Raw genomic sequence first — 8505 nt, forward strand, 5'->3', positions numbered from 1 at the left:
CCAGCGCCTCGACCATCGACGACTTGCCGATCTCGTTGGCTCCGGATACCACCACCACACCGTGATCGGGAAAGTCGATCTCGCGGCTCTCGATGCCGCGGTAGTTCTTGAGAACCAGCCGATGTAACTTCATGCGGCACCTCGCCCCTGATGGCCGTTGTCGCTCAGCCGCAACAACAACGCCAAGGCCGCCTGCGCATCGCCGGCGGTTTCGCCGTCACCGTCGCGGGCGACCTCAACCAGCTCCTCGACCGCCGCGGCGGCGAACCCACCGATCCCGAGATCGCTGAATTCGCCATCGGCGGGAATCACCGCCAGATCGCTGTGACTGTCCCAGACCCGCAGCGATGCGAACAGCCGCGAATATTTGTCCAGGCACGCATCCAACGCAGCGCGATCGGTGACGGTCAGCGAACCAATCAAGGCCAGCCGCAACACCGTTCGGTCCTTGTCGGGCATCAGATCCAGATTCAGATCCAGGTCGGCGATGTCGCGGCTGTTGTCCACGTGCCGGCGCAGAGTGCTGAACCGCCAGCGGCCGACTTTCGGCGTCTCAAGGCTCACCGGACGCTGCGGATGCGCCTCGTCGACATCGACAACCAGGACATGACCCGGATCGGCTTCGACATCGTCGTAGTTGGTGACCTCCGGCGAACCGGAGTACCACACGCGGCCGGTGCTGCCCACGTCGGTCAACGAGTGCTTGTCCCCCAGTGCCACATAGTGGATTGCCCCGCGAGCCAGCGCGTCTTCCACACCGGCCAGCCGAATCAAGGACGGCTTGGCGGGATCGGGGTCGAGCACGTCAACGCCGCCGTGGGCGACCAGCACCCGGGTGACGCCGTCGGCGGGCAGGCCCTCTAGCACCGCGGCGACCAGGTCGGTCGTCGGCCTTTTGGATCGCCAGGGAGCCGCGACGATCTGTAGGCCGGGCCGGACCTCGTGGACACCCGCCCGATCGAGCACGTGGACGTTGGCTGGGCGCTCGGCGACGAACAGCGCACTGGTGTACACCGACGACGCGTCCAGCGGATCGTGGTTGCCGGGCAGCAGGTAGACGGGAATCCCGATGGCGCGCATGGCTTCCAGCGACTGGCTGACGACCTTCGGCTCCAGTTGGTTGTCTTCGAAGACGTCGCCGGCCACCACCACAAACTCGGCACCGGCGGCGGCTGCCAGCGGACCGAGACCGGCGACGGCGTCTCGGCGGGCCGCCGAATACCGCGGCTGTGCCTCGCCCGCGAGGAAGTGACGGGTCATGCCGAGTTGCCAGTCGGCGCTGTGCACGAATCGCATTGCGCTCCCGTCCCTTCTACGTATTGCCCGGTCAGTTCGTGACTGGCATCGCGAGTTTAAGACCGCCTGCCGACAAGTCCGGGGACCTCAATCGGCAGGTCCGACACCAGGTCGCAAGCGGCGCGCCTCATCGACACGCATGTGTCACATCAGCCACACGAGCCTCGCAAGGCGGCTGCCGTAGCCTGGCTCGGGTGAGTGACAACAACCGCACGCTGGTGCTGCTACGCCATGCAAAGTCGGCCTACCCCGACGGGGTGGCCGACCATGATCGACCGCTGGCACCCCGCGGTGAGCGGGAGGCCGGCCTGGCGGGTGACTGGTTGCGAAGCCATCTGCCGGCGATCGACGCGGTGCTCTGCTCGACCGCAACCCGCACTCGTGAAACGCTGGCACGCACGGGGATTGACGCGCCGGTGCGCTACGTCGACCGACTCTACGACGCCACACCGGGGACCGTGATCGGCCAGATCAACGGCGTCGCTGACGACGTCTCGGTCTTGTTGGTTGTGGGACACGAGCCGACGATGTCAGAGCTGGCGCTGGGGTTGGCCAGGGCGGAGACCGCCAACAGCGATGCCGCCGAACGCATCTCGACGAAATTTCCGACATCGGCGATGGCAGTGCTGCGCCTCAACGGCAGCTGGGCGGACCTCGAACCCGGGTCCGCCCAGCTGGCCGATTTTCACGTGCCGCGTTAAGCGCGGCTACGACGGGTTATTTGCAGATCTCGACGATCTTCTTGATGTTGTCATCGAGGTTCTGACGCAGTTCGTCCTGTGCGAAATCCTGCGCACCGGCCAGATATCCAATGCTGAGTTCCTGGAGCTGGGTTCCCAGCGCGTTCGCATTGTCCGCCAGGTCTTTCGGGGTCGCAGGTTCCGCGGCCACCCGGTCGCGCAGGAACGCGCCGCCGTCGTAAAACGCGAACCGCTGGGCGGTCGCGACCGAGAGCGCGCCGATCGGGCCGCCGTTGTCCGGGTTCTTCAGGTGCGAATTCCTGACCACAGCACGGTCGACGATCTTGAAGGTCTCGCAAGTGTGCTTCTTCGCGTCATTGCGCTGCTGGTCGCTGTATTTGCCCGCGGCCGCGGCGCTCTGGTTCGGGTAGAAATACCCGTAAGCGGCGCCCGCGACGGCGAGGATCGCCAACACCAAGGCCGCCACGGTGCCCCACTTGGCGAACTTCGACGGGCGTGCGGCGTGGGATGTGGGAGTCGTGGACGCCGGCGCGGATGTGGCCGCAGGCTCGGCGACAGACTCGGTGACGTCCCCGGCTGCGGACGATGGCTCGTGTGAGGGTGTTTCAGACATTGGTCGATCGTATACACCGCGACTATTGACCGGTAACCCTTTCAGGTGTCAATAAATCAGCTCCCTCAACCGTTTTGGCCGAAATATCCGTATTGCGGATACAAGAACCGGTGCGCTGGCATGTTCTACCAGCGCACCGAGTGTTCAGCGTTCGATATCAGGAATTGGTCGAGAGGGTGAGCTCCATGAGTTTAATGGCCTGCGCGCAGGCATCGATACCGGGCACTTGCGGGTTGACCCACCAGCCGACCACGCCCGCGGCATCGCTGGCGACACCGCACGAGCCGTTGGGATCATTCGGCTTCATCACGATCGACGGCACGCCGGCGATCGCCCGGTTCTCGATCTGATATTTGAGGAATTCGGCGACCTTACGCTCGTTGGCCAGGCTGCCCTGCTCGAACCAGAACCGGGTGATGTCGATCAGGCCGCCGGGGTTGGCCGCCTGCCAACGGCAGATAGCTCCGACGAACGTGCTCTGGATGTCTTGGGGGTCGGCGCCCACCGTCTTGGCCAGCACGTCGGTAGTCAGTACCTCACATTCCTTCTGCAGGTTCGGGTACTGCTGCTCGGAATTGTTGTTACGGGGCACGTCACCGGCGCCCGCCTTCGTCGCGGTTCCGCTGACAGACCTGGTGCAGCCGATCGACACGGACAACGCGGTGGCCAGTATCGCCACGCCAACCAGTACCCGACGACTTACGGTGGCACTCATTTGGAGTTCGCAATCGTCTGACGCGCCAACTCTTTGGCGATGTTGCAGGCGTCGGGGAAGGGCTTCTGGCTGAAATTCACCGACCATTCGAAGAAGTCGTCGTTGAACTGGATGCCAACCTCGCACAGCGAATCACCCAATTGCGGGTCGTTGCCGACCGCGATGAATCCACCGTGACCGCTGATGTTGATGTCTTCGACGCTGGACCGGGACAATTCCTCGGTCTTGCGTTCGCGTCCGATCGGGCTCCCGCGGTACCAGGAGAACGAGAAATGCGGCCCGAGAATCCCGCCGCCGGCGAGCCACTGGCAGCCCACCGAATTCTTGGCGGTGTTGATCAGCCCGTTGATCTGCGTCAGCTTGTTCACCGTCTCGTCGCTGATTCCGCCGCACTGCGGAAAGGACGGACCATGACTCCCCTGCCCCGGCGCCGGCGAGGACGACCCGGGTGACTGGGATTGGTTGGAGCCGGAATCAGAGCACGCAGCCGCCACCGGAATCAAAGCCGCCGCCGTCAGGGCAAGCGCCGCCACGTTATGCCGCACCGCTACCCGCACCTTCTGGTGATCACAGGTTGCACTGTAGCGGCACCATCTTTGGGCAACCATCGCACACGCGGTGAGCTGTGGTTTCCGATCAGATCGTTGCGCCCCGGCCGACGGCGGTGTGCAACAGTTACCAGATGCTCCTGGCCCTGCTGCGCCAGTTCGTCCGGCCGTACCAACGGCTGGTCGTCGCAGTGATGACGCTGCAATTGATCAGCACTCTGGCGTCGCTGTACCTGCCGACGGTGAACGCGACGATCATTGACGACGGCATCGCCAAGGGCGACACCGGCACCATCATCCGGCTTGGCGGGCTGATGTTCGCCGTCACCGCGCTGCAGGTGCTGTGCGCTGTCGGCGCGGTCTACTTCGGGTCGCGCACCGGGATGGGGTTGGGCCGCGATCTCCGCTCGGCGATGTTCCACCAAGTCACCACCTTCTCTGAGCACGAGACGTCCCGGTTCGGGGCACCAACGCTGCTCACCCGCACCACCAACGATGTCCGCCAGATCCAGTTCCTGGTTCAGATGGGCACCACCGTGCTGGTCGCCGCACCGATCATGTGTGCCGGTGGGATCGTGATGGCCATCCATCAGGACGCCGGCCTGTCGTGGCTACTGCTGGTCAGCGTCCCGGTACTGCTGGTGGCCAACTACTGGATCATCTCCAAGACGCTGCCGCTCTTTCGCAGCATGCAAAGTCTGATCGACCACATCAACCGGGTCATGCGCGAGCAGCTGTCCGGCGTGCGGGTGGTGCGGGCGTTCGCACGCGAACCGTTCGAGCGTCAGCGTTTCGACGCGGCCAACGTCGCGCTGTCCAACACCGCACAAGCCGCGGGAAATTGGCAGGCGCTGATGTTGCCGGTCACCACCCTGACCATCAACTGTTCCAGCGTGGCGCTGATCTGGTTCGGTGGCTTGCGCATCGACAGCGGTCACATGCAAGTCGGATCCCTGATCGCATTTCTGGTGTACTTCGCCCAGATCCTGATGGCCGTGGTGATGGCGACGATGACGGTGATGGTGCTGCCACGGGCCGCGGTGTGCGCCGAACGGATCACCGAGGTGCTGTTGACAGACCCGGCGGTGAAGAGCCCGCAGCATCCGGTGCGGCCATCGCCGGACAACCGCGGAATGGTTCGACTCGAGGGCGCGTCGTTTCGTTATCCTGGGGCGGATCGTGCTGTCCTGCAAGATATCTCGCTGACCACGCGGCCCGGCAGCACTACCGCCATCATCGGCAGCACCGGCTCGGGAAAATCAACCCTGGTGGCGCTGATCTGCCGGTTGTACGACGCGACCGCCGGAGCCGTGTTCGTCGACGGTGTCGACGTGCGGGACCGCGACATCGACGAGTTGTGGTCGGGCATCGGACTGGTGCCCCAACGGGGCTACCTGTTCTCCGGAACCGTGGCCGAGAACCTGCGCTACGGCAAGGTGGACGCGACCGAGGACGAGATGTGGGATGCGCTACGCGTCGCCGCTGCCGACGAATTCGTGCGGGCGCACGCCGACGGTCTGCAGATGCGCGTCGCACAGGGTGGCATCAATTTCTCCGGCGGCCAACGGCAGCGGTTGGCGATCGCGCGGGCGGTGATCCGCCATCCGGCGATCTACCTGTTCGACGACGCCTTCTCCGCACTCGATGTGCAGACCGATGCGCTGGTCCGCTCCAGGTTGACCGAGACGGCCGCAGACGCGACCGTGATCGTTGTCGCACAACGTATCTCGACCATCGTCGACGCCGACCAGGTGATCGTCGTCGAGGACGGGCGGGTGCTCGCTACCGGTACCCACGATTCGCTGCTCGCGCAGTCGCCCACCTACCGCGAATTCGCCGAATCGCAGTCACTGGACACCCAGGTGGGCGGCAAACGATGACCACCACGACGCGGCGGGCGCCCGCTCCCCCGGCAATGCGGCCGCGGGACTTCGGCGGCTCGGCGGTTCGCCTGGTGAAACTGCTTGCACCGCAACGACGAACGGCCATCGCGGTAATGGTGCTGAGCGTCGCGGGAACCGTCATCGGTACCGTGGTCCCGCGCATCCTGGGCCATGCCACCGATCTGTTGTTCAACGGCGTCATCGGCCGGCGATTGCCCGCGGGAATCACCAAGGACCAAGCCGTCGCCGCAGCGCGGGCCCACGGCGACAATGCCTTCGCCGACCTGCTGTCCGGGATGCATGTGATTCCCGGCCACGGTGTCGACTTCGGCGCGGTCGCCCGCACGCTGGCCGTGGCCCTCGGCATGTATCTGCTTGCCGCAGCGATGATCTACGCACAGGCCCGGCTGCTCAACGTGACCGTGCGGCGGACTCTGCAGGCACTGCGCACGCAAGTCGAAGACAAGATGCACCGGCTGCCATTGGCCTACTTCGACACCCGGCGGCGTGGTGAGGTACTCAGCCGAGTCACCAACGACATCGACAACCTGCAGACGTCGCTGTCGATGACGATCACTCAGTTACTCAGCGCGGTGCTGACCGTGGCGACGGTGCTGCTGATGATGGTGAGCATCTCCCCGCTGCTGACCGGGATCACCCTGTTGACCGTCCCCTTAACTGTGGTGGTGACGCGGGCGATCGCCCGGCGGTCGCAGCGGTTGTTCGTGGCGCAGTGGACGAATACCGGCCGGCTCAACGCTCACATCGAAGAGAGCTACAGCGGCTTCACTCTGGTCAGAACGTTCGGCCAGCGCGCCCGGACCGAAGACGAGTTCCGCCGGCTCAACAACGATATGTACGAGGCAAGTTTCGGCGCTCAGCTCATTTCAGGTCTGGTGGCACCGGCGACGACGTTCATCGGCAACCTCAGCTATGTCGCGGTGGCAGTGGTCGGAGGCGTGCAGGTGGCAACCGGGCAGATCACGGTGGGCAACATTCAGGCGTTCATCCAGTACGTGCGTCAGTTCAACGCGCCGCTGAATTCGGTGGCCTCGATGTACAACACGCTGCAGTCCGGAGTGGCCAGTGCGGAGCGGGTTTTCGAGTTGCTCGACGAGCCCGAGGAATCGCCGGACAGCCAGCGATCGCTGCCGTCACTCAACGGCGAAGGACGCACTGGACGAGTGGAGTTCGACCGGGTCGGCTTCGGCTATCAGCCTGGCACACCGGTGCTCGACGATCTGTCTTTCACCGCCGAGCCGGGTAGCACCGTGGCGATCGTCGGGTCGACCGGGGTGGGCAAGACGACGCTGGTGAACCTGCTGATGCGGTTCTACGACGTGGACTCCGGGCGGATTCTGATCGACGGCGTCGATATCGCTACGGTCAGCCGACATTCGCTGCGAAGCCGCATCGGGATGGTACTGCAGGACACCTGGCTGTTCAGCGGGACGATCGCACAGAACATCGCCTACGGACGACCCGACGCCACCGACGCCGAGGTGATCGAGGCGGCCACCGCGGCCTACGTGGACCGGTTCGTGCACACGCTGCCCGATGGATATCAGACTCAGGTCCGCGACGGCGGCAGCAACATCAGCGCCGGCGAGAAGCAGCTGATCACGATCGCACGCGCATTCCTGGCCCGCCCGCAACTGCTTATCCTCGATGAGGCGACCAGTTCGGTCGATACCCGTACCGAGCTGCTGATCGCCAAAGCCACCCATGAGCTACGCCGCGACCGAACGAGTTTCATTGTCGCTCATCGTCTTTCAACGATCCGCGATGCCGACGCCATTCTGGTGATGGAGGCCGGCAAGATCGTCGAGCAGGGCAACCACGGCGAGTTACTGGCCCGCAGGGGTGCCTACTACGCGATGACGCAGGCCTAGGGTTCGCCGAGTGTCGCCAGCCGTCATATCAGCGCCAGCTTCCGGCCACCCCCGATTTCGGAAATGTGACCGTATGCGATATCACCGCCGCAGAGCAGCCCGTGATATCGCCTGTGCTCACAAAACCGCAAAAGTACTAGACCCCAGGCACGAGACTCACGAGGCGGATGAGTCTGTTGAGGTTTGTCGACACTCTAAAGCTCAGGCCCTTCGGAGCGCAGGTCGTCCACGGTCGACATCGCATCACGCAACTTGGCCAGCCACTCTTCGGTGTGCTCACCGACCAGCTTGACCGACCAGGCCAGCGCGTCGGAGCGGGACCGTGCGACACCGGCGTCGACCAGGGTGTCGAGCACCTGTCGCTCCTGCTGCTTCAACCGGGTCATGACCGGAACCGCGATGTGGGTGAACAGGACCTGCTCGCCACCGACCTCGACGCCCCAGGAAACCTTGCGGCCGTAGCGGTTCTGCGCCTCGTCGGCGATGCTCATCCGCTCCGAGCGCGTCTCCTCGCGAAAGCGTGACGCCCGCCCGGCCGCGTGGGCTTCGCTTTCGTCCGTCGCGGAACCTTCGGGTTCGGGCAGCTTTCCGATGACGGTGATCTCTTCGCGGTCGACGACAACGGTCGGGTCACCGGCGAACCACGCGTCGGGCAGGCGCCCGGCGAACCAGTCCGCGGCGTCGCCGGCATCGGGTTGGCCAGCTTGCTGCCAGCCGCCGGGGCGGCCGTGCCGCCGCCCATGTCCATGATGTTGTTTCATGCTTACATGATTACAGCGTTACAATCCATGTCAAAGCAATTTCACTCCCCGCGAACACCTGATGGCTAGCTCTCGCCGCGCCGCGCGCGATACAGC

General features: G+C 64.6%; 9 protein-coding genes. 3 read left to right on the forward strand and 6 right to left on the reverse strand.

Annotation, left to right across the window (positions count from 1 at the left end; translation table 11 throughout):
- Positions 1-133 (reverse strand): AAA family ATPase (locus tag WAO18_RS00955; protein WP_422203122.1); only part of this gene is annotated, 133 nt, incomplete at its 3' end.
- Positions 130-1296 carry a metallophosphoesterase family protein gene (locus WAO18_RS00960; RefSeq protein WP_422203109.1) on the reverse strand — a complete coding sequence of 389 codons (1167 nt, stop codon included), beginning with the start codon at positions 1294-1296 and terminating at the stop codon, positions 130-132. The genes WAO18_RS00960 and WAO18_RS00955, both read right to left, overlap by 4 nt.
- Positions 1297-1490: 194 nt before the next feature.
- On the opposite strand from WAO18_RS00960, the gene WAO18_RS00965 reads away from it, so the two are divergent.
- Positions 1491-1997 (forward strand): SixA phosphatase family protein, encoded by a 507-nt coding sequence (locus WAO18_RS00965; RefSeq protein ID WP_422203111.1) that lies wholly within the window; start codon positions 1491-1493, stop codon positions 1995-1997.
- A 16-nt stretch (positions 1998-2013) separates the two neighbouring features.
- On the opposite strand, the gene WAO18_RS00970 is transcribed toward WAO18_RS00965, so the two are convergent.
- From WAO18_RS00970 to WAO18_RS00980, 3 genes are all read right to left on the reverse strand, one after another.
- Complete coding sequence (locus WAO18_RS00970; RefSeq protein WP_422203113.1) at positions 2014-2610, reverse strand: hypothetical protein; 597 nt, start codon at positions 2608-2610, stop codon at positions 2014-2016.
- A 157-nt stretch (positions 2611-2767) separates the two neighbouring features.
- Positions 2768-3325, reverse strand: coding sequence for a DUF3558 domain-containing protein (locus tag WAO18_RS00975; protein WP_422203115.1), 558 nt, complete (start codon positions 3323-3325; stop codon positions 2768-2770).
- Positions 3322-3870, reverse strand: a complete 549-nt coding sequence (locus WAO18_RS00980; RefSeq protein ID WP_422203116.1) for a DUF3558 domain-containing protein — start codon at positions 3868-3870, stop codon at positions 3322-3324. Before WAO18_RS00980 ends, WAO18_RS00975 begins: the two co-directional genes overlap by 4 nt.
- 137 nt (positions 3871-4007) lie before the next feature.
- On the opposite strand from WAO18_RS00980, the gene WAO18_RS00985 reads away from it, so the two are divergent.
- The gene (locus tag WAO18_RS00985) at positions 4008-5753 is read left to right on the forward strand and encodes an ABC transporter ATP-binding protein (RefSeq protein ID WP_422203123.1); all 1746 of its coding nucleotides are present in this window, start codon (positions 4008-4010) and stop codon (positions 5751-5753) included.
- A complete protein-coding gene (locus WAO18_RS00990) occupies positions 5750-7648 on the forward strand; it encodes an ABC transporter ATP-binding protein (protein ID WP_422203118.1) in 1899 nt (632 codons plus the stop codon). Before WAO18_RS00985 ends, WAO18_RS00990 begins: the two co-directional genes overlap by 4 nt.
- A gap of 194 nt (positions 7649-7842) precedes the next feature.
- Here WAO18_RS00990 and WAO18_RS00995 read toward each other — a convergent pair whose 3' ends face one another.
- Complete coding sequence (locus WAO18_RS00995) at positions 7843-8409, reverse strand: hypothetical protein (protein WP_422203120.1); 567 nt, start codon at positions 8407-8409, stop codon at positions 7843-7845.
- Positions 8410-8505 lie beyond the last annotated feature (96 nt).

The organism is Mycobacterium sp. (assembly GCF_049278535.1).
Taxonomy (GTDB): Bacteria; Actinomycetota; Actinomycetes; order Mycobacteriales; family Mycobacteriaceae; genus Mycobacterium.